This is a genomic window from Exiguobacterium sp. KKT215 (genome assembly GCF_055635335.1).
Genome location: NZ_CM145756.1, coordinates 340884 through 362267, shown reverse-complemented (window position 1 = coordinate 362267; position 21384 = coordinate 340884). Strand labels below are relative to the sequence as shown.

At 53.2% G+C, this 21384-nt stretch carries 22 protein-coding genes; 4 read left to right on the top strand and 18 right to left on the bottom strand.

The features are described 5' to 3' along the window. Positions 1-7: 7 nt before the first annotated feature. The 3 genes from ACZ2GZ_RS02035 to ACZ2GZ_RS02025 are packed head-to-tail and all read right to left on the bottom strand — an operon-like array spanning position 8 to position 3938. On the bottom strand, positions 8-1150 hold the full coding sequence (locus ACZ2GZ_RS02035; RefSeq protein WP_029594641.1) for a DegT/DnrJ/EryC1/StrS family aminotransferase: 1143 nt from the start codon (positions 1148-1150) through the stop codon (positions 8-10). Then, the gene (locus ACZ2GZ_RS02030) at positions 1147-1989 is read right to left on the bottom strand and encodes an NAD-dependent epimerase/dehydratase family protein (RefSeq protein WP_029594640.1); all 843 of its coding nucleotides are present in this window, start codon (positions 1987-1989) and stop codon (positions 1147-1149) included. Before ACZ2GZ_RS02030 ends, ACZ2GZ_RS02035 begins: the two co-directional genes overlap by 4 nt. 29 nt (positions 1990-2018) lie before the next feature. Then, entirely contained in the window at positions 2019-3938 is a 1920-nt protein-coding gene (locus ACZ2GZ_RS02025) for a polysaccharide biosynthesis protein (protein ID WP_029594639.1), read from the bottom strand. A 420-nt stretch (positions 3939-4358) separates the two neighbouring features. Between ACZ2GZ_RS02025 and ACZ2GZ_RS02020 the strand changes: the two genes are divergently transcribed. Further along, on the top strand, positions 4359-5111 hold the full coding sequence (locus ACZ2GZ_RS02020) for a homing endonuclease associated repeat-containing protein (protein ID WP_021066071.1): 753 nt from the start codon (positions 4359-4361) through the stop codon (positions 5109-5111). Positions 5112-5170: 59 nt separating this feature from the next. Here the strand turns inward: ACZ2GZ_RS02020 and ACZ2GZ_RS02015 are convergent. The 5 genes from ACZ2GZ_RS02015 to speE form a co-directional block, all read right to left on the bottom strand. After that, positions 5171-6333, bottom strand: a protein-coding gene (locus ACZ2GZ_RS02015) for an IS3 family transposase (RefSeq protein ID WP_470295176.1) whose coding sequence is annotated in 2 segments (ribosomal slippage) — positions 5171-6057 and positions 6057-6333 — 1164 coding nt in all. Because the reading frame shifts where the segments join, the coding sequence is not laid out codon by codon here. A gap of 111 nt (positions 6334-6444) precedes the next feature. Continuing rightward, entirely contained in the window at positions 6445-7395 is a 951-nt protein-coding gene (locus ACZ2GZ_RS02010) for a sodium-dependent bicarbonate transport family permease (RefSeq protein WP_029594638.1), read from the bottom strand. Between the two features lie 193 nt (positions 7396-7588). Then, on the bottom strand, positions 7589-7957 hold the full coding sequence (locus ACZ2GZ_RS02005; protein ID WP_021066069.1) for a Na-translocating system protein MpsC family protein: 369 nt from the start codon (positions 7955-7957) through the stop codon (positions 7589-7591). 2 nt (positions 7958-7959) lie between these two features. Beyond that, positions 7960-8841: an agmatinase gene (gene speB / locus ACZ2GZ_RS02000; RefSeq protein ID WP_021066068.1), complete on the bottom strand. Its 882-nt coding sequence runs from the start codon at positions 8839-8841 to the stop codon at positions 7960-7962. After that, positions 8838-9677, bottom strand: a complete 840-nt coding sequence (gene speE, locus ACZ2GZ_RS01995) for a polyamine aminopropyltransferase (RefSeq protein ID WP_029594637.1) — start codon at positions 9675-9677, stop codon at positions 8838-8840. The genes speB and speE overlap by 4 nt, the downstream gene beginning before the upstream one ends. A gap of 206 nt (positions 9678-9883) precedes the next feature. Between speE and ACZ2GZ_RS01990 the strand changes: the two genes are divergently transcribed. Further along, on the top strand, positions 9884-10804 hold the full coding sequence (locus ACZ2GZ_RS01990; RefSeq protein WP_029594636.1) for an EAL domain-containing protein: 921 nt from the start codon (positions 9884-9886) through the stop codon (positions 10802-10804). 39 nt (positions 10805-10843) lie between these two features. Here the strand turns inward: ACZ2GZ_RS01990 and ACZ2GZ_RS01985 are convergent, their stop codons facing one another. Beyond that, complete coding sequence (locus ACZ2GZ_RS01985) at positions 10844-10984, bottom strand: hypothetical protein (RefSeq protein ID WP_021066065.1); 141 nt, start codon at positions 10982-10984, stop codon at positions 10844-10846. Positions 10985-11122: 138 nt separating this feature from the next. Here ACZ2GZ_RS01985 and cls point away from each other — a divergent pair, with 138 nt between their 5' ends. After that, entirely contained in the window at positions 11123-12646 is a 1524-nt protein-coding gene (gene cls / locus ACZ2GZ_RS01980; RefSeq protein ID WP_241764564.1) for a cardiolipin synthase, read from the top strand. On the opposite strand, the gene ACZ2GZ_RS01975 is transcribed toward cls, so the two are convergent. The 9 genes from ACZ2GZ_RS01975 to ypfJ form a co-directional block, all read right to left on the bottom strand. After that, positions 12622-13155, bottom strand: a complete 534-nt coding sequence (locus tag ACZ2GZ_RS01975; RefSeq protein ID WP_021066063.1) for a TVP38/TMEM64 family protein — start codon at positions 13153-13155, stop codon at positions 12622-12624. The genes cls and ACZ2GZ_RS01975 overlap by 25 nt on opposite strands. A 61-nt stretch (positions 13156-13216) precedes the next feature. Next, positions 13217-14479, bottom strand: coding sequence for a dicarboxylate/amino acid:cation symporter (locus ACZ2GZ_RS01970; RefSeq protein WP_029594634.1), 1263 nt, complete (start codon positions 14477-14479; stop codon positions 13217-13219). A gap of 158 nt (positions 14480-14637) precedes the next feature. Next, complete coding sequence (locus ACZ2GZ_RS01965; protein WP_021066061.1) at positions 14638-15141, bottom strand: YwhD family protein; 504 nt, start codon at positions 15139-15141, stop codon at positions 14638-14640. Between the two features lie 57 nt (positions 15142-15198). Then, positions 15199-16251, bottom strand: coding sequence for a DUF871 domain-containing protein (locus ACZ2GZ_RS01960; protein WP_470295430.1), 1053 nt, complete (start codon positions 16249-16251; stop codon positions 15199-15201). A 54-nt stretch (positions 16252-16305) separates the two neighbouring features. Further along, positions 16306-17679, bottom strand: a complete 1374-nt coding sequence (locus ACZ2GZ_RS01955) for a PTS transporter subunit EIIC (RefSeq protein WP_029594632.1) — start codon at positions 17677-17679, stop codon at positions 16306-16308. Between the two features lie 12 nt (positions 17680-17691). Beyond that, positions 17692-18585, bottom strand: coding sequence for an N-acetylmuramic acid 6-phosphate etherase (murQ, locus tag ACZ2GZ_RS01950; RefSeq protein ID WP_256442315.1), 894 nt, complete (start codon positions 18583-18585; stop codon positions 17692-17694). Positions 18586-18748: 163 nt separating this feature from the next. Next, the gene (locus tag ACZ2GZ_RS01945; protein WP_021066057.1) at positions 18749-19204 is read right to left on the bottom strand and encodes a GNAT family N-acetyltransferase; all 456 of its coding nucleotides are present in this window, start codon (positions 19202-19204) and stop codon (positions 18749-18751) included. Continuing rightward, positions 19201-20049: a MurR/RpiR family transcriptional regulator gene (locus ACZ2GZ_RS01940; protein WP_021066056.1), complete on the bottom strand. Its 849-nt coding sequence runs from the start codon at positions 20047-20049 to the stop codon at positions 19201-19203. The genes ACZ2GZ_RS01945 and ACZ2GZ_RS01940 overlap by 4 nt, the downstream gene beginning before the upstream one ends. Before the next feature lie 108 nt (positions 20050-20157). After that, on the bottom strand, positions 20158-21015 hold the full coding sequence (ypfJ, locus tag ACZ2GZ_RS01935; RefSeq protein WP_021066055.1) for a KPN_02809 family neutral zinc metallopeptidase: 858 nt from the start codon (positions 21013-21015) through the stop codon (positions 20158-20160). Between the two features lie 164 nt (positions 21016-21179). Here ypfJ and ACZ2GZ_RS01930 point away from each other — a divergent pair, with 164 nt between their 5' ends. Then, a complete protein-coding gene (locus tag ACZ2GZ_RS01930) occupies positions 21180-21368 on the top strand; it encodes a 2-hydroxymuconate tautomerase (RefSeq protein ID WP_012727443.1) in 189 nt (62 codons plus the stop codon). Positions 21369-21384: the final 16 nt, after the last annotated feature.

The following is a 21384-nucleotide window of genomic DNA, read 5'->3' as shown; positions in this document are numbered from 1 at the left end:
GTCCTCCTCAGACACTTTGTTCGGTCACGATTGTACGTGTATCGAGTACCGTCTGGATGACTTGCTGTTGTTCTCCGAGCGTCAAATCAGATCCCGACGGAAGACAGATGCCGTTTTCGAAGAGTCGGCGACTGACGTCTTCTCCGTCGACCGACACGTATTCCGCATCGCGGTAAACGGGCTGTAAGTGCATCGGCTTCCAGACGGGACGCGATTCAATCCCGGCCGTGGCGAGCCGCTGCATCAATGTGTCACGATGCAAGTCGGTTTGGTCCAATTGCATGGCCGTGAGCCAACGGTTGGCCCGTGAATATGGGACCTCTTGTTGATATGTCGTCCCAAGTTGCCGGAACATGCGCTCGTAGCGGGCGAAGACGCGACGTCTCGCTTGGACGCGCTGTTCAATCACTTCGAGCTGTCCCCGACCAATGCCGGCCGAGACATTGCTCAATCGATAGTTGTAACCGACTTGTTCATGCTCATAATGCGGCGCGTCTTCCCGGGCTTGCGTGGCCAACTTGAGCGCTAACTGTTTCGTTTCCGCATTCGGCACCATGAGCATGCCGCCGCCTGAGGTCGTGATGATTTTGTTGCCGTTGAACGAATAGAAGCCGATGTCGCCGATCGTGCCCGTCATCTGCCCGTGCCATGTCGAACCTAGTGATTCGGCCGCATCTTCAATCAACGGGACACCATACTCGCGGCAAATGTGGCGAATCTCACCTATTTTCGCGACGACGCCATAGAGATGCACGACGATGACTGCTTTCGGAAGTTTCCCTTTCGTCGCCGCTTGGACGAACGCTTTCCGGAGCGCGTCCGGCGACATGTTCCACGTCGTCGTTTCCGAATCGATAAAGACCGGGATCGCCCCGACATAACGGATCGGGTTGACCGATGCCACGAACGTGAGCGATTGACAGAAGACTGTGTCATTTGTCCCGACGCCGAGAGTAAGTAGCGCTAAATGGAGGGCGGCCGTGCCCGAACTTGTCGCCAAGGCGTGAGGATGGTCCGCATATGCAGCCACTTCCGCTTCAAACGCATTGACGTTCGGGCCGAGCGGCGCAATCCAATTGCTTGCGAACGCCTCTTCGATATAAGCCATCTCACGTCCGGACATATGCGGCTTTGATAATAAGATGTTCATTTGATGCCCTCCTTCATCATGTTTTTATACGAGATATACCAGTCGACGACTTGCTCGAGCCCTTCAAATAGCGATGTACTCGGGCTGAAACCGACTAAGGTATCGAGCGTCGGAATGTTCGACTGCCGGAGCACGGATGTGCGCATCGGCAACGACGTCTTGGCTGATTTGTTGAGGATGTGCCCGATATCGGACAGTAACGTTTGAACGGTCACGTAGTCCGAGGCTGGAATTTGAAAGTAGCCGACGGGCGACAGTCCCGTTTGAACCAAACGCAATAGCCGAACGACCGACTCGACGACGTCATCGATATAGGAGACGTTGATGATGTCCGTCGCATAATAACCGGAAAGACGGACGCCGCGGTCGACCGCGACAATCGCTTTGGACACGAGTGTCGAGGCGTCATCCCAAGGTCCGAAGACGTCTTCCGTGAATAAGTGGATGGCAGGATCTTCTTCGCTCACTTCCTTTACCGGGAGGTCGAACGTGATGAACGACTCGAGCGGGACTCGTGTCGTATGCAGCCCGATATACCGCTTCATCAACTCATATCGTTCGAGCGGGTCGTCGACGGTACGGGTCGAACATAAGATGATGTGGCGTGGTTCATGTCGCTTCAAGATGCTGCGCATGACCGTCTTGTTCGCGAGTGTCGTACGAATCAACTGAAACTGCGGGTGCGTCAGGACGTAGAGACGTTGTTTGGCAATTCTCGTCTTGTGCCGCCCTTCATCGTCGATTCCGACGACGTCAAACCCTTCCTGTAACAGTCGACGTGCCAGATGGAATCCTTGAAAGCTGGCGACGCCGACGATGAGCACTGTTTGATCGACCATCGTTCTCCCCTCCTCGCTCGTAGTGGCGTTCAGTTCCCATCGGCGAGACGTGATGCGGCGATATGAGGACGCATCCGTTTCACCCCGTGTGTGAACAGCCGTTCGACGTCTCGATCGAGGTCGTCGCTGTTGGCGATGAACAGCAACAGATACATCAACGCGTCACGGTCATCACGGAACGTTTCAATCAAATGCAAGACGGAGGAGACGGTCTTGAACGGCCGGGTCCGACCGACAAAGATTTTTGGGAAGACGTTCGCTTCCGAACCGAGCTCACTTTCGTCCAGCAGTTCTTCGTATAACTTCTCACCAGGACGAATCCCGGTGACCTCGATTCCAATCTGGTCGGTCGTGAAACCGCTCAACTCGATCATTTTCTTCGCCAAATCGATGATTTTGACCGGAGCACCCATATCGAGCACGAACACTTCACCACCTCGCGATAAGACGCTCGCTTGAATGACGAGACGACTCGCTTCCGGGATGGTCATGAAGTAACGGGTCATCTCGGGATCGGTGACGGTGATCGGACCTCCGCGTAGAATTTGTTCTTTAAACAGCGGGACGACCGAGCCACGGCTGCCGAGGACGTTACCGAAGCGGACGACCGCAAAAATCGTATCACTGGAACGAGCTTTCTCTTGGACGACCATTTCGGCGATTCGTTTCGTCGAACCCATCACGTTCGTCGGATTGACCGCCTTGTCCGTCGAGATCATGATGAAGCGATTCACTTTGTGACGGGCCGCGACGTCGACCATATGTTTCGTCCCGTAAATGTTGTTTTTAACGGCTTCGAGCGGATTGTCTTCCATGAGCGGAACGTGTTTGTGGGCGGCGGCGTGATAGACGATGTCCGGTTTATACATCCGGAACACTTCTTCAAGCCGGGCCTCATCCTGCACATCACCGATGACGGGATAAAGCACCGTGTCCGTCCCGAGTTCGCGCAGCTCTCGTTCAATCAAGTAAATACTGTTCTCGCCGTGACCGAGGAGAATCATTTCAGCCGGGGCAAATTTGATGAGCTGACGGCACAGTTCCGAACCGATTGATCCGCCGGCACCCGTGACGAGTACCGTCGCTCCTTCCACATGACTAGAAATTCCAGATATGTCCAACTGGACCGGTTCTCGGCCTAGCAAGTCTTCGATTTTCACTTCGCGGATTTCACTGATGGAGACCTTCCCGGTCGCGAGCTCCGAGATCATCGGTAACGCATGGGACTCAGCACCCGTCTTCTCAATCCGTTTGAGCAAGGCAAGGCGTCGCGCATAGGACAGGCTTGGGATGGCCAAAATCACGACTTCAATCCCGTGCTCTTGGATGATGCGCTCTAAATCGTCCGTCACCCCGAGCACTGGAACACCGTGCACGTAAAGCGACTGTAGGTGCGGGTTGTCATCGAGTAGACCGACAACGCAGAGGACGGTCGTCCGATGTTCTTTCAACTCACGGACGATCAACTGGCCCGAATCACCGGCACCGATGATGAGTGCTTTTCGTCCTGGGTGATTGGAGTGCGGTTTGAACACATCGAATACGTGGTTGCGGGCCAAGAATCGCGTGAACAAAATCAAGTTGAAGGCGAGCAACCCTTGGACGGCGATGATCATGCCGAGCCCTGCCCCGAAGTGAAATTGGTTGTAGGCGTACAACACCAAGTCACTGCTCAGTAAGGCGATGGCGACTTGTTTCATCTCATGGACCGAGGCGTAACGCCAGTCGATACGATGGATTTTTAACACCGTCCCGACGAGACTGAAGCTGATGATTTTGATACCGACCATCATCAACATTTCGCTCGATTCGAGCGCTGCGTACGACGTAATCGTCGAGAACAGCAATTCAAACGTCGCATAGAGCACAAATGAGACGATCAAGATGTCGAGACATAAGAACAGCAAATTCCGTTGATTCTTCCGATACACGTTCACAAGTGTTGCCATGGTAGTTCGCACCTCCAAGAGTCTGAGTTGTTCGTTCGTGGTGTGGGTTGGAATGCGCAAAAGATGCGTCGATGCTAGTAAACTACCCGACTCTTCTCGACAAATTTAAAGATAAAACAAGCTTTTTCTCATGAACGACACGGATGGCAACAAAGGAGTTCACGAAATTATTATCATGATTTCTTTCACATAATGAATAATTGTCGGACAAACGGGAAATGGGAATATACATAACCCGAATTGGGTATCGTTTACATTATTTTGCATCTCATCAAAACAGAGCATAAGGAGGTAAAAATCGATTTCAAGCATTCTTTTTGACTAGCTCGTTGACTCTTCCAACCAATACAAGCTGTTCATTCACACCAAGAGACCTTCCGAGACGCTCGCTGCGTCTCCCTCCAAAGGAGAGACACCAAGATGAAAAAATGGACACGCCCTCAAATCGTACAAGCATTGCAGTTAGCTGCTCAAGAACATGCCGAGCTCGATTCGAAACGGTACAGTGTTTGGTCGCAAACCAAAAACGTGCCGTCCCTTTCCACCGTCATCCACCAGTTCGGGTCTTGGCGCGAGGCACTCGTCGCCGCCCAAATTCAAATGTCGTTCCATTACTATTCCGATGAAGATATCCTTCGGGCATTGAATCAAGCCGCCGAAGAACTTTCGCTCTTCACGAGCCAAACGTATCGGGAGTGGTCGAAAGTGACCCGTTCCCCGTCGCTCACGTTAATCAGCAGCCGGTTCGGCTCTTGGTCGAACGCGCTCCGGGAAGCGAAACTTCAGACGACCGCGGCGAAAAATAATGAAGAACGGATTATTCAAGCGTTGATTGAAGCGTCAGAGGAACTCGAGCGTCTCACATCCCAGCATTACGCCATCTGGGCCCAAGAGCGCGGCTATCCAACGGTCGCGACGATTGCGCGGAAGTACGGATCGTGGAGCTACGCCTTGTTCGTCCTCGATATCGCCCCACCGAAGCGGAAATGGGATGAAGAAGATGTTATCGAGGCGCTTCGGGTCGCCAGACAAGAGTTGTCTCACTTCAGCATCCTCCATTATCGGAAATGGGCCGAAGGACGAAATGTGCCGAGCACATCGACCATCAACGCCTTATTCGGCAGTTGGACGGCGGCGTTAAAATGTATGGAAGAACAAAAAGTGAATCAATAAAAACAGGCCCGGTCTCTAGACTGACCTAGCGAAATGAGACACTAATAAAAACACCTTGATTAGGCTGCCATCCCACCGTATTTTATCGGTGTGAGGTAGCCTAATTTTTCTTGGATACGTTCTTCGTTGTAGTAGGTCAAGTAATGGTTCACCCGTTCATGCACTTCCTGGTCGCTTAACGAGTTGAACTTGACGTACTGGAAGCCCTCAGACTTCAAGTTCGAATGGAATGATTCGATCACCGCATTATCCCAACAGTTGCCTCTTCGAGACATGCTGCTCGTCAGATGGCTCCTCTTAACGAAATCTTGAAAGGCATATGAGGTATAGACACTTCCTTGGTCCGAATGGATGATGACCCCTTCGGGGTTGTTCCGGCTTTCCAACGCCTTCTTTAACGTATCGATGACAAGGGGCGTCTGTTGATGCTCGTACAACTTATAGGCAACGATCTCATTGTTGAATAGGTCGATGATGGTCGAAAGATATTTCGTCGTGCTCCCGTATTGGATATAGGTGATGTCCGTCACCCACTTCTTATTCGGTTCACTGGCCGTGAAGTCTCGTTTGAGAAGGTCAGGTGCGATGATGATGCTCTCACCCTGAGACCTCCATTTTCGTTTGGGTTTGATCCGACACTGGAGATGGTGCTTTTTCATGATTCTCTGTACGGTGTTCCGGTTTGCTGTTAACTCATAGTTTTGCTCTAACAGGGCCTTTATCTTTCGATGTCCATATCGATATTTCGTATTCTTACATACTTCGACGATTGCTTGCTCTAGCACCGAAGGGTGCTTCACCGGTTCTCTGACCCAACGGTAATAGGTTGCCCGTGGCACGTCTAGGACACGTAGGATCGTCGTGATCGTATATTTCCTCTTCAGGAGTTCTACAGTCTTTAGGATTACTTCTTTCTCAACTCTCTTTCGATCTCCATGAATTTTTTTAAGATTTCGTTCTCCGTCTTCAGGTGGGATAGTTGACGCTCTTTCTTGTCATCCTCGCTGGCGGAATCAGGACCAAGTCCGTAGGTGTACTGCTTCCCGATCGGCTGGTCAAATCGATAGATTTCATTGGACCGATACCATCTCATCCATGTGTGGATCTGGGACTCACTTTTGATTCCGTGTTTCTCCATGATTTCTCTATTCGTCAACTCACCGCTCAGTTTGTCTTTCACCACTGCCCATTTCACTTCACTTGAATATACGTTTTTGCCCACGCAAAAACACCTCCGATGCTAGCACTTTTTTAAAGTGTACCACTGCGAAGGTGTTTTTATATTGTCTCAAAAATTTAGGTTAGCCCACTCCTCGTGAGAACGGGCCTGTTTTCAGGTGACGATTGAAATGAATAGCGGGATGCCGACGAGCAGATTGAACGGGAACGTGACGGCGAGGGCGAGCGTCAAATAAAACGACGGCTCCGCTTCTGGTACCGACGCCTGGAGCATGGCCGGGGCGGCGATATACGACCCACTCGCGGCGAGCGTCATGAAGAGAATCGTCCCCCCGTCCGACAGTCCGGCCATCCCGGCCGCGATGTAACCGATGACGGCCCCGACGAGAGGAAACGTCATGCCAATGACTAAAAACTTGAGGCCATAGGACGGCACCGCCTTCAACTGATGACCGACCTTGACGCCCAGGCTGAGCAGGAACAAGAGCAAGACGCCCGGGAACAAGTCGATGAAAAACGGTTCGAGCGCCGATGTATCCGGTGTGACGATTCCGACGACGAGACCGGCCAACAACAGCAGAATGCTCTTCGAAAGCAGACTGTCGCGGATGACCGTGAGCGATTGAGTCGGGGCCGCCGTAATCCCGAGGACACGGCTCTGATTGTAGAGCAACAGCGCGACGACGAGACCCGGAATCTCGAGCACGACGACGAGCGTCGTCATGAACGGTTCATAGACGATACCAAGACGTTCGAGCTGGGCCGTCGCGGCGACATATGTCACGAGCGAGACCGAGCCGAACGTGGCCGCCATGGCGATCCGTTCCGGGAACGTGAATTTGAGTAGCGAGCCGATTCCAAAGGCGACGAGCGGCAAGATGATGCCGACGACGAGCGTCACTGCCAGTGGGAGTGCCAACTCGTCCATCGACACCGAGGCGAGACCGATTCCCCCTTTCAACCCGATGGCGAGCAGTAAGTACAAGTTGAGCGTGATGCTGAGCGACTCCGGGATTCGTAAATTCGATTTTCCGAGAGCGGCAATCACACCGGTCACGAATAGGAGCACCGGGGCGCTCGTCAATAAAAACGTCAATAGTTCCATACATTTCCTCCTAGACGACAAAAGCGCACACCAAAGAAAGGTGTGCGCTGCATGCCGACGGCTCGAACACGTTCGCTCCGTCTAGCCGACAACTGTCGGATGTGTAGTTAGTCAGCTCCGGGTCAGGACGACGGGGATGTCTCGCGGACACCACCAATCCTGAACCGTCTCTGCTTCTAGTGTAAAAACGTCGTCACGGCTTGTCAATCCCATTCTCCCACGGCGCATCGAGGCGAAAGACGATAAGGCGTTCCCCTGTCTTCGTGCTGATGTCCGTATGGAGCGAGACGAGTCGCCGCCCGAGTACGTCGTGCACGATGGCCTCGAGCTGAGGCCGACCGGATTCGACGAGGTTGTTGCGGTACTTCTTCAATTGCTCGCGTCCGGCCGATTTGGCGGCCAGTTCGTACTCGGCCGGGGTCAAGACGCCTTGGAGCGTCACGATCGCCAGGTCGCGGAGCAAATCTGCTTTACACGTCAAGGAACCGCGTCCGAGATACTCTTTCTCCCATTGGGTGATGCGAGCACTCAGCTCCATCTCGAGCTGACCTTTTTTCGGCATCGTTACTTCACGAACCCGATCATCATCTCGCGAAGAATCTTCGCGGCGGCGATGGCCGTCATGTCCGACTGATCGTACGCCGGTGACACTTCGACGAGGTCGGCCCCGATGACGTCGACGTCAGCGTTCGCGATGGCGTGGACCGCTTCAAGCAATTCTTTCGTCGTGATGCCACCGATCTCTTGCGTTCCCGTTCCCGGTGCAGCCGATGGGTCGAGGACGTCGATGTCGATCGTGACGTACACTTTCTTCCCGGCGAGCGTCGGCAACACGCGTTTGAGCGGTTCGATCACTTCATATTTATACATGTTATAGCCGACTTCTTTGACCCAGTCGAACTCTTCTTTCATCCCAGAACGAATTCCGAACGAGTAACAGTTCGATGGCCCAATTAAGTTGGCCGCTTTTTTGAGCGGTGTCGAGTGCGACAACGGCTCGCCTTCGTATTCGTCACGGAGGTCCGTGTGCGCATCGAAGTGAAGAATGACGAAATCGTCGCCGTATGCATCGTGCATCGCCTTGATGACCGGCCAAGTGACGAGGTGTTCCCCACCCATACCGAGCGGGAACTTGCCTGCTTGGATGACGTCCTTGACGAATGACTCGATCATGTCGAGCGACTTTTGTGCGTTCCCGAACGGAAGCGGGATGTCACCGGCGTCATAGACGGCGGCCTCACTCAAGTCCCCATCCAAGTACGGGCTGTACTCTTCAAGCCCGATTGAGACTTCACGGATCCGGTTCGGGCCGAAACGTGAACCCGGACGGAAACTGACCGTCCAGTCCATCGGCATCCCGTAAAGGACCGTCTTCGCGTCTGCGACTTCTGGCAGGCTCGCGATGAACACTTTGCCTGAATAGGCTTCATCGAAACGTTTAATCATTTCGTCAAGTCCTCCACGAATTTAGGCAGGACGAAGGCCGCATTGTGAAGCTTCGGCGTGTAGTACTTCGTCTCGATGTCATGGAAACGCTCCGGAGCCACTGCTTCCGGATCATACTGCTTCGAACCGATTGTGAACGTCCACATGCCGCTCGGGTACGTCGGTACGTTCGCAGTGTAGAGCTTCGTGATCGGGAAGATTTCTTTCACGTCACGTTGGACTGTCTGGATGAGCTCTGGCGTGAACCATGGGTTGTCCGTCTGCGCGACGAAGATTCCATCGGCTTTGAGCGCTCTCGAGATTCCGGCGTAGAATCCTTTCGTGAACAAGTTGGCCGCTGGGCCGACTGGTTCTGTCGAGTCGACCATGATGACGTCGTACTCGTTCTCAGACTCAGCGATATGCATGAAGCCGTCGCCGACGATGACTTCAACGCGTGGGTTGTCGAGTTCGCCTGCGATGTTTGGTAAGTATTTCTTCGAATATTCAATGACTTTCCCGTCGATGTCGACGAGAACTGCTTTTTCGACTGATGGGTGTTTCATAATCTCACGGATGACGCCGCCGTCTCCGCCGCCGACTACGAGCACATGCTTCGGATTCGGGTGCGTAAAGAGTGGGACGTGAGCCACCATCTCGTGATAGACGAATTCGTCCTTATCCGTCGTCATGACCATTCCGTCAAGTAACAACATTGTTCCGAACTCGTCCGTTTCGACCATTTCTAGTCGTTGAAACTCCGTTTGTTCGCTCTCATAAACGTGGTTTACACGGAACGTGATTCCGTAATCTTCTGTCTGGTGCTCCGTAAACCATAATTTTAATTTTTGGTCCATCGATAGAACCCCTTTCTGATTAAAAAGTTGTTCGTATGCGAGTGGCGTTTTGAGGCGCTTCTTATTCATACGATAGGAAGTATACAAAAACTACCCGCAATTTGCACGATTTTTTTATTTATTTGTCCTACCATGTGAGTTTTATGTGAGTTTTATCCGATAAACTAAATAGAACCAACTTTATCTCTTGGAAAGGAGGAATGTACATGTGGTCTCCCTGTACCGCCTGCTCCACGAACATCCCGTTCTTTGAGCGCGGCCTTGTCGTCGTCAACGACACGTTCCATCCGTATGAATCGTTAGATGAATTAAGCGCACACCTCTCTACCGTCGAGGAGGACGTCTATTGCGTCGATCAAGTGACGAAACGTCAAACCGCAATCATCTCGGCGAGTAACCTACTCGAACAAATCGCCAACCGTGATACGATCGAACTCATTCAACACGGTGAATTCGAGAGCCATCTGCAACCAATCGTCCATCTCGATACCGGTGAACGATTCGGTTACGAAGCGTTACTCCGCAGTCGCAATAACGTCTCTCCCGGAGAACTGTTCCGCGCGGCCAACCGTTTCGGCCTGCATTCCAAGCTTGACCAGCGCGCTCGCGCCGAGGCGATTAAAGCGACCTATCATGCCGTCGCCCCGCACGAAAAGACGTTCATCAACTTCTTGCCGTCGACGATTTATAACCCGGACTATTGTCTTCAACACACGTTCGAGATTATCGATCAATACGGGCTTAGTCCCGACCGTTTCATCTTTGAAGTCGTCGAGACGGAGAAAGTGCAAGACGTGGCCCACTTGCAGCACGTGTTCTCTACATATAAGAAGCGCGGCATGAAAGTCGCCCTCGACGATGTCGGGGCCGGCTTCTCGACGCTCAATATGTTGAAACGCCTCGAACCAGACTATGTCAAAATCGACCGGTCGTACATCTCGTTTTGCGATCAAGACGCCGAAAAACGGACATTCTTGAAAAATGTACGTCAATTGACCAAATCGATGGACATCACGATTCTGGCCGAAGGCATCGAACGCGCCGAAGAAGTCGACGTCTGTCGTGAACTCGGATTCGACCTCGCCCAAGGCTATTACTTTGGCAAACCGTCCCCGTATTCGCTTTGACGCAACGAAGGCCTAGAGCATCCGCTCTAGGCCGTTTTTTTAATCGTCTTCTTCTTCATCCATATCTTCTTGCATTTCTGTATCTTCATTGTTCATCGGTTCTTCGTCTGCTCCCCCGCAAGCCCCGAGAATGATGCCTGTCGCCAAGAGCGACGCGGCCAATGCACCTTTCTTCTTCATCGCTAACACCCCTTTTAAGTTGTGTCGTACAGTTACGATAATTCCCTTCGCCCATATCGTGAAACGTAATTTTAGATTAACAATGTGTAAACGGTGGAATGAATTCAGTGATGACAACTGAACAGAAAGAAGGTGTACGTGTTGAAACGACGCGTCTGGCAACTCCTCACCATGATTGTACTCGGCCTCCTCCTTCTCCTCGTCCTCTACTCCGTGGACGGATTGATCCCATTCCTGATTGGTCTCGCGATCGTGGCGCCGCTCCTCGTCGGCTGGCATATTTTATTCGACCAGGTTCAACCGCAGGCCAAGCTCGCTTGGCTACTCGCCGTCCTGTTCATCCCGTTCCTCGGCGCCCTCGCCTGGGTACTATTCGGACGGACACCGCGACGCCACCGTCGGATTAAACGGACTTCGACCGAGATTCGTATGTTCCGCCAAGCGATTGAAGAGGAACGCGTCGAGACGTCCAATGACGTATCCGATTGTTATCCGCTCACGCGCACGCTCGAAAAACTCGGGGCGACCGGCGCGGACGGCCACACGTCGACGAAACTACTCGTCAATGGCGAGGAAAAATTCGATGCAGTGATTAAAGATATCGAGCAAGCGACCCATCATATCCACGTCCAGTATTATCTGTTCCGGACCGATGAAATCTCGCTCAAGATTCGTGACGCTCTCATCAAGCGATCCAACGAGAACGTCACCGTCCGCTTCTTGTATGACGGCCTCGGCAGTCAAGAGATTAGCGAAGTGTTTCTCGAACCACTCCGCGAGTCCCGTGTCCACGTCGAGGCGTTCGACCCGGTCGTCCACCCGCTCCTCGTCTTTAATGCCAACTTCCGCAATCATCAGAAGTTGATCGTCATCGATGGACGAATCGCTTACACGGGTGGCCTGAACGTCGGAGATGAATATTTGGGCAAACATAAAAAGCTCGGATTTTGGCGCGATACCCATCTGCGTCTCGAAGGGCCGCTCGTCCGGGAATTGCAGCGCCTGTTCGTCGAGAATTGGCTGTATGCCGGTCATGAGGAAGACAAAGAGACGTGGGACTTGTTTGCCGACAGCAAACACTTACCGGAATACTTTATCGATGAGCCGCAACAAGAAAACGGGGCGACGCAACTGCTCGTCACATCACCAGGGAAAGATGTGACGATTCGAGACGGGCTCATGGCTCTGTTGATGCAGGCGAAAGAATCGATTTGGATGACGACCCCTTACTTGATTCCGCCTCCCGAAATGCTCGCGCTGTTAGAAGTCGCCGGCAAGCGAGGCATCGACGTCCGAATCGTCGTCCCCGGAAAAGGAGACGAATGGTTCAGTTTCCATGCGACCGAGTATTATTTTGAGCAATTGCTCAAACGGAACATCCGGATTTATAAATACAATCGTCATTTTATCCACGCAAAAACCGTCCTCATCGATGGCAAGATTGCGCTCGTCGGGACGGCTAACTTTGATTTTCGGAGCATGTATTTGAACCATGAGATGACGATCGCCCAGTTCGAGACGTCATCCATTCAAGAGTTGCACGAAGCGTTCTTGAACGACTTCGATGAATCGATTCTCGTCGACTGGTCGATGATGCGTAAGAAATCGAACGGCAAACGCTTCGTCGAAGCGTTCTGTCATATCTTCTCGCCGCTTCTCTGAGACAAACGCCACACGGCGTACAGCACGGCGAGAACGGCGACGAGAACGAGTTGCCACCCGCTCGCCACGGTCAGGACGGCCGTGACGGCAAGCGCCTCAATCAATAGCGCCGGGACTTTTCCAATCGTGCTCGCTACAGCGAACGAGGGGAGCGACATCCTGCTGAAGGCGGCCGACAGCGTGACGAGACCAGACGGCACGAACGGTAACAGCCGGAGCCCGAGGACGAGGAACCAAGCCTCGACCCCTTCGGCTTCACGGAGACGCCGCAGCCGCTTTCCGTCCGGTGATGTGTAGCGATGGAGTGCCTGCCGATACAGGATAAAGCTGAGCACGGCGCCGACGGCCTCACCGACGATGGAGACGGCGACCCCTGGTCCAAATCCTAGCAGTTGAACGTTCAGTGCCGTCAAAAAGGCGCTCGGCAACACGCCCGCGATGGCGATGATGCTGTTTAAGATGATGCTGACCACGACAAACAGCGGAATCGGCAGAACTTCCCATTCCATGTATGAAAACCTCACTTCATTTGAAAAGGCTGGCCCGGTATGAACCGGGTCAGCCTTTAGGTTATTTTGCGTCCACTTCATCCCACGAGTCTTCGTCGACTGCAGGAAGATGTTTCTCTTCGAGTTTCGAGACGACGACCGCACACGCGGCGTCACCTGTAATGTTGACCGACGTCCGGAGCATATCGAGGATCCGGTCGACACCGATGATCAGGGCAATCCCTTCGACCGGTAAGTTGACTGATTGTAAGACGAGCGCGAGCATGACAAGTCCGACACCTGGTACGCCCGCCGTCCCGATTGAGGCGAGTACCGCTGTGATGACGACCGTTGCGAGCTCCGTGATTGTCAAATCAGCATTAAACACTTGCGCGATGAAAATCGTTGCGACCCCTTGCATGATGGCTGTTCCGTCCATGTTGACCGTCGCACCGAGCGGTTGGACGAACGACGAAATCGAGCGCGGGACACCGAGTTTCGTTTGAGCCACTTCCATCGACACGGGGAGCGTCGCGTTCGACGACGATGTCGAGAATGCGAACGTCATCGCCTCATAGAAGTTTTTAAAGAAGAAGACGGGATTCATTTTCCCGAGGATGGCAACTGCCCCCCCATAGATTAAAATTGAATGTAGTGCCAGTGTAAATACGACCGCAAACATGTACCATGCCATCGCTTGGACAGCCTCTAATCCAATGCCACCGATGGCTGAGGCGATCAAAGCGAACGCACCGTACGGCGCGAGCTTCATGACCAAATGAATCAAGTACATCATGATGCGGTCACCTTGTTTGACGAATCGACGCCATGTTCTCGCTTTTTCACCGAGTGCGATCATCGCGAATCCGATGAGTGCCGCAAACACGATGATTTGAAGCATGTTGCCTTCAGCGAGCGCTTGGACCGGGTTCGTTGGAATCATGTTGACGAACGTCTGTACGATATTCGACGATTCTTCCGAGCCAGAGGCATCAAACTCTAATCCCGTCGTCGGGAAATCTCCACGTTCTCCTGGTTGGATGACATAAGCGACACCCATCGCCAAGACGATGGCGATCGCCGTCGTCGTCAAGAAGAAGAGCAATGATTTCGTTCCAACGCGACCGAGTTCTTTCGGGTCACCGAGACCCATAACACCAAGAATGATCGAGAAGAAGACGATCGGGACGACTAACATTTTAATTAAGTTCAAAAATACGGTTCCGACTGGCGAGAGGACATACGTATTGGCCATATCATAAATATTGCCCGGTAATCCTGCTAATGCTAAACCGACGGCTACCCCCAACAGTAGCCCAATCATAATTTTCTTAGTTTCACTCATCGTGTCACCCTTTCTCTTTTACACAAGTGCGTTTAGTATAGCATAATACTGAATATTCATACAATTACGGTGAAATCACAACATGATAACAAATTCATGTTCCCAAATCGGGGCACATGAAAACAAAAAAGATTGGAGACCAAAACGGTCCAATCTTTTCACTCGGCGCTCAAACGCTCAAGCTCGGTTTGAAGTTCGGTCGATTGTTCCCAGATTTCAGGACGATGTTCTTTCAAAAAGGCAGCGAGCACGTCGCGTGACGGTGCATCCATCATGTCAATCAAGATGCGGCCTTTGAGCGACTTGTCCATCTGGTTGACGTGATACGGCAACAGTTTATAGCCGCGCCGTGCCTCGAGGTCGATCGACATGTCACAAGCTGCGACACCGCCGTAATAGAACCCTTCTGGCTTTCGTCCGACCGTGACCCAGACAATCCAATACGGTTTGCCGTTCGGCACCGCTTCTGGATCCGTCAAAAATTTGATGCGTTTCTCGATCGCCGATTTGGCATGCATGGCCCCCATATCGATGACCGCGGTCCCCGCCTCGACATCGATGATGACGGGAGACATATTGTTCAAACTGAGCGAACCGACCCCAAAACCGCCGTGGCCATCGGTCGAATCGTCAGCGACGATGTTAAAATTAATCTCTTTCATGGCATTCCCTCCCTCTCTACTGTACACAAAGACGAGGGAATGTGGCAATCCGGAACGTCAACACCACTCGATTCGAAACTTCGTGCCCGGTCCGATCGATTGGACGAGCGGCCGGTCTGCCTCGATGACGCGCCCAAGGACGTTGATCCGATCGTCTGCCACTAAATCGCGTTTTGTGATTTGCAGCTCACCGGCATAGCGCTCGTATTTCGCATTATCGACCGTGATCGTTCCGAGCGGACGCGGTCTTGCTGCCATCGGCTCGAGCAAGCGGTCCCCCGGACGTCCATAGCCCCTCGATTCGACCGAGCGGACGACGTCACGTGCCGGGTCCATCCGGTTCGTCTGGACACGATAGAAGGCGGCCTCAATCGTCGTCTCCGCTTCTGCCCGAAGGACGAGCATTTTGTCGGCGTGTGAGGCGAACTGTTCAATCGTCTCATCAGTGAGTCCCGAGTCGCCGATTAAGATGCGATCGACCGAATCCATGAGGTCCATGTAGCAGGCGAACGTCGACAACAGGCGATGGTCCTCGAGCGTCGGCAGCCGTTCGAACAGCGGTCCTCGGAGTGTCCCGTCACCAGGGATGAACGCCTGGACGCTCAACCCTTGCCGCTTCAGCCAATCGTTCTTGGCATCGAACCAGTTACGATCGAGCCCCGTCTCCGGGCGCGGATAGAAGTTGTGCCACGCCTCGACGTTGTCCGTCACGAGGCCGTGTTGCTTCATCTCTATGAGTTCCGCTTCAGACAGCGTACTCGCGTTCAAGGCGACCGTCATTCGGGTCGACAAGTCGGCGACTTGTTTCGGCGTCACGCCGTAATCGACGCGCAGCCCCGTCACGCCCCAATCGAGAAGTGTATGGGCATCGTCCCACGTCTTGCCGAGCGCGGCGAGCGACGTCGGTGCGATATCCGCAAACAGTTCCATGTCGAGTTCTCGTGCGAGCGTCCCGAGGTCACGAAGCCGTTCCGTATACACCGACGTGTCGTCCTCGGGGATATGCAGTGACGTGAACATCGAGGTGAAGCCAATCTCGCGCATGCGTCCGACCCATATCTTGAACTGCGGTGTGAGCGGTTCGCTCAAATAAACCGATAATCCCTTCATCAGAAATTCCTCCTCATCAAATGAAAAGGCGACTCCAAAGAGCCGCCTCAGTTGTTAAATCCCGTCTGCCATTTCTTCTTTGAAGCCGAAGAAATATGTGAAGATGAAGCCAGCCGTATACGAAATGACAAGACCTGCGATGTACGTCAAGTACATGCCGTTATCGATGAGCGGCGTAAGCGAGAGACCCGAGACCCCAATCCCGAGTGCTGCCGTCTTCATCGTCGCTTGGAAGGCACCGCCGACCGCGGCCCCCATACAAGCCGTCAGGAACGGACGGCCAAGCGGGAGTGTGACCCCGTAAAGGAGCGGCTCGCCGATTCCAAGGAATCCGACCGGGATGGCCCCTTTGATGATGTTACGGAGGCGTTGGTTGCGCGTCTTCACGAAAATCGCGAGCGCCGCCCCGACTTGTCCAGCCCCTGCCATCGCCAGGATTGGCAAGAGTGCCGTGTTACCGACCGTGTTCAAGAGTTCCAAGTGAATCGGTGTGAGTCCGTGGTGCAACCCGACCATGACGAGCGGAAGGAAGAATCCAGCAAGGACAGCCCCTGCTACCGGTCCACCGACTTCAAGCACGGCGTTCAATCCTTGCATGATCCCGTCTGACAAGATGCCTGCGACCGGCATGATCGCATAGAGCGCCGTGAAACCGACGACGAGGACCGTGAGAAGCGGTGTAAAGATGATATCGACCGCCGTCGGCATGAAGCGACGAACGTGTTTCTCGATGTACGTCATGAGCCAAGCGGCAAAGATGACCCCGAACAGTCCACCCCGCCCGACAACGAGCGGTTCCCCATAAATGGTGATGTCCGCGAGCACCGGGTTGAAGAGAATCCCCCCGGCGATGGCACCGAGTACCGGCGTCCCGCCGAACTCTTTGGCCGTGTTCCAACCGACGAGGATGGCGAGATACGCGAACACTGTGCTACCGAGCAATAAGAGGATTTGCATCCACGTTTCGGTCGGGTCAACGCCGGCGTTCTTCGCGAAGTTGGCTCCCCCGTTAATGATACCTGAAGCGACAAGCCCTGGAATGAGCGGAATAAAGATGTTCCCTAAGCGACGCAAGAAGCGCTTGAACGGCGACTTCTGTTTGTCTTTCACTTTTTGACGTTCGATGGCCGCCCGTTCGTCCGGCGTCAAATTCGCATCGACCGACTCTTCCCCGATGGCGAGCCCCGTCTCACGACTGAGATGGTCCGCCACGCGGTTGACCGTCCCCGGGCCAACGACGATTTGCAATGTCTCGTCATCGATGACACCCATGACACCATCGATTTGTTTCAATGCAGTGAGATCCGCTTTCGTCGGATCTTTGAGCGCTAAACGCACACGTGTCATACAGTGCGCGAGTTGACGAATGTTATCTTTCCCCCCGACATGCTCTAATATCGCATGTGCAAGAACCTCTTCTTTCTTCATCTCGAATCCCCCTTATAATGCGTCACGGACGAATCCGTTCGCACGCTCTAATCGCTCGACTGCCTCCGCATGCGGGACGTCGGCTAAAATCATGACAATCGCCGTCTTGACGTGACCACCGGATGAATCGAAATAACGCGCGGCCGTCTGTTCGTCGACCCCTGTCGCTTCCGCAATCATCCGTTTGGCCCGCACTTCCAACTTTTCGTTCGTCGGCTGCACGTCGACCATCAAGTTTTGATACACTTTCCCTACCCCAATCATCGACGCCGTCGAGATCATGTTGAGGACGAGTTTTTGCGCCGTCCCTGCTTTCAATCGGGTCGATCCGGTCAATACTTCTGGTCCCGTCTCGACTTCGATTTTGAACTCGGCGTGTTCGCTGATTTTTGAACCTTTGTTACACGATAGCGCGGCTGTCGTCGCGCCGACCTCGCGGGCGTAATCGAGTCCGCCGATGACGTACGGTGTCCGTCCGCTCGCGGCAATCCCGATGACGGTGTCGAACGCATTCAAGTGAAGCGCTTTCAAATCATTGACCGCCAAATCCTTGCTATCCTCTGCTCCCTCGACCGCTTTAATCAACGCCCGTTCGCCACCTGCGATAAGTCCGACGACCATGTCCGGTGACACGCCAAACGTCGGCACACATTCCGCCGCGTCTAAGATTCCGAGCCGTCCGCTCGTCCCTGCGCCGATGTAAATCAAACGTCCGCCTTGTTTGAAGGATGCGATGGCACGCTTCGTCACTTCGGCAATGACCGACAGTTCTTCTTGAATGACGTGTGGGACCGATTGATCTTCCTCATTCATCACTGCAAGGAACTCCTCGACCGCCATCTCGTCCAAGTGCATCGTTCGTTCATTTCGTCTTTCAGTAGCCAGTTTATCTAACATCGCCACCATCCTTTCTTCTCTCTAATTTTATTGTACTAACTTGAAATTAAAAGTCAAACTTATTTAAAAAAATAAGGAAATAAAATTTCATTGCAGGTCAGGCGTATACATGTAGATTTGTATACGTGTATACATCTATAGAAAAACGCCCGGCCCTATTGGACCGAGCGCTTTAGCTGATGACTTTTTTCAACACGTGGACGTGATCGCCGCGTGCCGTGATGGAATCTTTTTCATACACATAGCCTTGCCGCTCCCAAAAGCGGCGCGCCCGCTCATTGTGAGGTAATACCCCGAGTCGGAACACCGTCTGGAACGGACGCATATATGTTTGTTCGAGCTGTTCATACAACCGCGTCGCAATCCCGGTGCCGTGCAGCCGTTCATCGACGACGAACAGACCGAGCCAAAGCGAGCCGTCGACCGGGTGTTGCTTCAACAAGTCGGCGACGGCGATGACGTCCCCGTCCTCAAAGACGAGGCTGACGGTCTCCTCCGTCTCAAAATCGGCCACGTTTTCATCGCGGAACGTTTCGGGCGCCTGTCCGTTCAATTCCGCGAACGACCGTTGTTGTAAGAGGAACGCCGCCACCGCATCGCGCCACGTTGGGTCATAGACGTGAATCATCGGCGCAACTTCACCATCTCGTCACGTGCCTCGGCGTAGCGATCAATCAATCCCTCGCCTTTTCGGTGCAACAGCCCCATATAAAGTGTGTCGATAATCGTCAACTGTGTCATCCGTGAAGCGATGCTCGCAATCCGGAAATCACGTTCGACGCTCGGCGTGCATAGTCGGACATCCGCTTCTCGATAGAGCGGAGATTTATCGAGGTCCGTGATGGCGACGACCGGCACCCCTTTTTTCTTGGCGAAGCGGACGAGTTCGAGTACGTCTTTCGTCCGACCCGACGTACTGATGGCGACGAAAACGTCGTTCGGGCCGAGATGCGGAATGAGAGACAACATGTAATGGAAATCTTGCGATGTCTGGGCCGCATAGCCGAGCTTTGTGAATTTATATTGCGCGTCATAGGCGGCCGTCGACGAACCGCCGACCCCATAAAACACGACCCGGTTCGCTCGGGCGAACGTATCGATCGCATGCTCGAGCTCACGCTTGTCCATCGCCTCGGCACATGCCTCGATGGCCATTTTGTTCACATGGATGACTTTTTGAAACGAATCGTAAGGTGTGTCTTTCTGCTGCAACACGTTGAAATCGGTGAGCGTCGTCTCGGTGATCGCCAAGTCTTTGACGAGGGCGAGTTTGAACGCCTTGAAGCTATCGATTCCGACGACACGCGCAAAGCGAACGATACTCGCCTCGGACACGTCCGTCTTTTGAGCGAGCTCTTTCGTCGTCATATTCGGAACGAGCGTCGAGTGGGATAAAATATAGTCGGCGATTTTTTTCTCCACGGACGTCATCTCGCTTTTGGCGAATTCGATTTTTTTGAGTAAGGATTCCATCGGGTCATCCCCTTCCTACTTCTAGTTTCTGTTTCCATGATAGCGGATTCTTTCTTCACAAGCCAACTTGGACATGGAAAAAGGTCAAGCCATCGCTTGACCTCATGGTTATAAGTTTTTAGCGTTGAACGTATCGCCGCCTTGAATCGTCCCGTTCTGGAACCCTTTATCGAACCAACGTTTCCGTTGTTCGGACGTCCCGTGCGTGAACGAATCCGGTGTCACATAGCCGCGCGCCTGTTTCTGAAGGGTGTCATCCCCGATTTGGTGCGCCGCATTCATCGCTTCTTCGACGTCGCCGGACTCGAGGTAACCCATCCCTTGAGCGTGGTGGGCCCAAACGCCTGCATAATAATCGGCCTGGAGTTCGAAGCGGACCAAATATTTGTTGAACTGTGTCTCACTCATCTCGTTTCGGAGCGGCATAATCTCGTCCGTCGTGCCGAGCAACGTCTGGACGTGGTGACCGACCTCGTGGGCGACGACGTACGCCATCGCGAAGTCACCCGGTGCATTGAACTGTTGACTCAGGTCATCATAGAAACTCAAATCGATATACAACTTCTGATCACCCGGACAGTAGAACGGTCCGACAGCCGATCCGGCAATCCCGCACGCCGATTCGACTTGATCTTTATAGATGACGAGCGTCGGCTCCCGATACGTCAATCCGTTCTCCGCAAAAATATCGGTCCACACTTCTTCGGTATCCCTTAGCACGACCGACACGAAGTCGGCCATCTCTTCTTCCCGCGCCGAGCCTTCATACGTTCCAGAGGACTGTTCCGGTTCTCCGAGTCCGATGTTGTTGACGATATCGCCCGGATTGCCCCCGTTGAGCAGTGTGAAGACGATGACCAAGATGAGACCAAAGCCCCCACCAATCCCTGCGATGCCTTTCCCTCCGACACGTTGCCCCCGTCGATCCTCGACGTTTCGACTTGCTTGTCTACCCTTCCATTTCATCCGCCTGTTCCTCCTACGACTAGTCTGTCTTGTTCCTTACCCCGTTTTCACATATTTCGCACCTGCATTTTTTATTTGTACCGTCCGCCCAATCGATTTTCTGCTTTCCACTTGCCTCACCTTTCACTAGAATGAAAGGGAACGAACTAAAAGGAGGAAATGTTATGCCATACGTAACGGTTAAAATGCTCCCAGGTCGCACGGTCGAACAAAAACGTGCGTTGATTGAAAAAGTGACAGACGCCGTCTCCGAGACGACGAACGCCCCGAAAGAAAACATCACCGTCTTCATCGAAGAGATGGACGCGACGCACTACGGCCAAGCCGGCGTCATGCACGCAGATAAGAAGTAAACACAACGACCGCCCT

Coding starts and splice junctions, on each gene's coding strand:
- ACZ2GZ_RS02035 (WP_029594641.1), bottom strand. CDS start 1,150: ATGAACATCTTATTATCAAAGCCGCATATGTCCGGACGTGAGATGGCT.
- ACZ2GZ_RS02030 (WP_029594640.1), bottom strand. CDS start 1,989: ATGGTCGATCAAACAGTGCTCATCGTCGGCGTCGCCAGCTTTCAAGGA.
- ACZ2GZ_RS02025 (WP_029594639.1), bottom strand. CDS start 3,938: ATGGCAACACTTGTGAACGTGTATCGGAAGAATCAACGGAATTTGCTG.
- ACZ2GZ_RS02020 (WP_021066071.1), top strand. CDS start 4,359: ATGAAAAAATGGACACGCCCTCAAATCGTACAAGCATTGCAGTTAGCT.
- ACZ2GZ_RS02010 (WP_029594638.1), bottom strand. CDS start 7,395: ATGGAACTATTGACGTTTTTATTGACGAGCGCCCCGGTGCTCCTATTC.
- ACZ2GZ_RS02005 (WP_021066069.1), bottom strand. CDS start 7,957: ATGCCGAAAAAAGGTCAGCTCGAGATGGAGCTGAGTGCTCGCATCACC.
- speB (WP_021066068.1), bottom strand. CDS start 8,841: ATGATTAAACGTTTCGATGAAGCCTATTCAGGCAAAGTGTTCATCGCG.
- speE (WP_029594637.1), bottom strand. CDS start 9,677: ATGGACCAAAAATTAAAATTATGGTTTACGGAGCACCAGACAGAAGAT.
- ACZ2GZ_RS01990 (WP_029594636.1), top strand. CDS start 9,884: ATGTGGTCTCCCTGTACCGCCTGCTCCACGAACATCCCGTTCTTTGAG.
- ACZ2GZ_RS01985 (WP_021066065.1), bottom strand. CDS start 10,984: ATGAAGAAGAAAGGTGCATTGGCCGCGTCGCTCTTGGCGACAGGCATC.
- ACZ2GZ_RS01975 (WP_021066063.1), bottom strand. CDS start 13,155: ATGGAATGGGAAGTTCTGCCGATTCCGCTGTTTGTCGTGGTCAGCATC.
- ACZ2GZ_RS01970 (WP_029594634.1), bottom strand. CDS start 14,479: ATGAGTGAAACTAAGAAAATTATGATTGGGCTACTGTTGGGGGTAGCC.
- ACZ2GZ_RS01965 (WP_021066061.1), bottom strand. CDS start 15,141: ATGAAAGAGATTAATTTTAACATCGTCGCTGACGATTCGACCGATGGC.
- ACZ2GZ_RS01960 (WP_470295430.1), bottom strand. CDS start 16,251: ATGAAGGGATTATCGGTTTATTTGAGCGAACCGCTCACACCGCAGTTC.
- ACZ2GZ_RS01955 (WP_029594632.1), bottom strand. CDS start 17,679: ATGAAGAAAGAAGAGGTTCTTGCACATGCGATATTAGAGCATGTCGGG.
- murQ (WP_256442315.1), bottom strand. CDS start 18,585: ATGGTGGCGATGTTAGATAAACTGGCTACTGAAAGACGAAATGAACGA.
- ACZ2GZ_RS01945 (WP_021066057.1), bottom strand. CDS start 19,204: ATGATTCACGTCTATGACCCAACGTGGCGCGATGCGGTGGCGGCGTTC.
- ACZ2GZ_RS01940 (WP_021066056.1), bottom strand. CDS start 20,049: ATGGAATCCTTACTCAAAAAAATCGAATTCGCCAAAAGCGAGATGACG.
- ypfJ (WP_021066055.1), bottom strand. CDS start 21,015: ATGAAATGGAAGGGTAGACAAGCAAGTCGAAACGTCGAGGATCGACGG.
- ACZ2GZ_RS01930 (WP_012727443.1), top strand. CDS start 21,180: ATGCCATACGTAACGGTTAAAATGCTCCCAGGTCGCACGGTCGAACAA.